Source organism: Microcystis sp. LE19-10.1B (assembly GCF_027530565.1).
In the GTDB taxonomy this organism is placed as follows: Bacteria; Cyanobacteriota; Cyanobacteriia; order Cyanobacteriales; family Microcystaceae; genus Microcystis; species Microcystis aeruginosa.
In genome coordinates, this window is sequence record NZ_JAPZQM010000565.1 from 1 (window position 1) to 1,232 (window position 1,232).

The 1,232-nt window shown below is 38.6% G+C and carries 1 protein-coding gene; it reads left to right on the forward strand.

Annotation, left to right across the window (positions count from 1 at the left end):
- Positions 1–8: 8 nt before the first annotated feature.
- Positions 9–1,217: an RNA-guided endonuclease InsQ/TnpB family protein gene (locus O9332_RS20550; protein WP_193958687.1), complete on the forward strand. Its 1,209-nt coding sequence runs from the start codon at positions 9–11 to the stop codon at positions 1,215–1,217.
- The last annotated feature ends 15 nt before the right edge of the window (positions 1,218–1,232 follow it).

Consider the following 1,232-nt stretch of genomic DNA (forward strand, 5'->3'; position numbering starts at 1 on the left):
TGCGTAAAATGTTTGTCTTAGAGTTTAAAGTTAAAGCTAAAACTCAACAGTATCAAGCCATAGACGATGCTATTCGTACTGCTCAATTCATCCGTAACAAATGTGTAAGGTTATGGATGGATACAAAAGGTACGGGTAAGAACGATTTATACCGATATTCTAAAGAATTAGCTCAGGACTTTAAATTTGCCGATGAACTTAATTCAACTGCTAGACAGGCAAGTGCTGAACGTGCTTGGAGTTCAATTAGTCGTTTTTACGACAACTGTAAACGTAAAGTATCAGGCAAAAAGGGGTATCCTCAATTTAAAAAATCTCGCTCTGTTGAATACAAACAATCAGGATGGAAGCTTCTTAGCCCTAAAACTGTTAAGTTCACTGACAAGAAAAACATTGGTGTTCTTAAGTTGGTAGGAACTTGGGATTTAGGGTACTTTCAAGAATCCGATATTAAACGGGTTAGGTTGATTCGGAGAGCGGACGGTTATTATTGTCAATTTGTCCTTTCTTGTGACGTTAAAGAAGATGTTAAACCATCAGGTAAGTGTATTGGTTTAGATGTAGGTTTGGCTTCTTTCTATACAGATCACAATGGCAACAAGGTTGATAATCCTCAATTCTTGAGAAAGTCTGAGAAACGATTAAAACGACTTCAAAGGCGATTATCTAAAAAGAAAAAGGGAAGTAAAAATCGTCAAAAAGCTAGACAAAGATTAGCTAAAGCTCACCTTAAAGTAAGTAGGCAACGTCAAGACTTTGCTGTGAAATTAGCAAGGTGCGTAGTTCACTCTAATGATGTGATAGCCTACGAGGATTTAAGAGTTAAGAACTTAGTCAAGAATCATTGTCTAGCTAAATCGATAAATGATGCGGCCTGGTATCAGTTTCGGGAATGGATAGAGTATTTTGGGGTTAAATTCGGCAAGATAACGATTGCTGTCTCACCGAATTATACAAGCCAAAACTGTTCAAACTGTGGTGAAACTGTCAAAAAATCTTTATCGACTAGAACCCATCAGTGCAAATGTGGATGTGTTTTGGATAGGGATGAAAACGCCGCAATCAACATCCTTAAAAGGGGACTAAGTACGGTAGGGCATACCGGAACCTTTGGGCTCGATCCAATAAACGCTTGGGGAGAGAATACCTCTACTTTTTCAGAAGCAATTCTGTCTAAGCAAGTAATCTCTGTGAACCAAGAATCCCCGTCTCTTTAGAGCGGGGAGTGTCAA

Excerpts from the sequence above, each read along its gene's own strand:
- O9332_RS20550 (WP_193958687.1), top strand. The coding sequence starts at position 9 with ATGTTTGTCTTAGAGTTTAAAGTTAAAGCTAAAACTCAACAGTATCAA.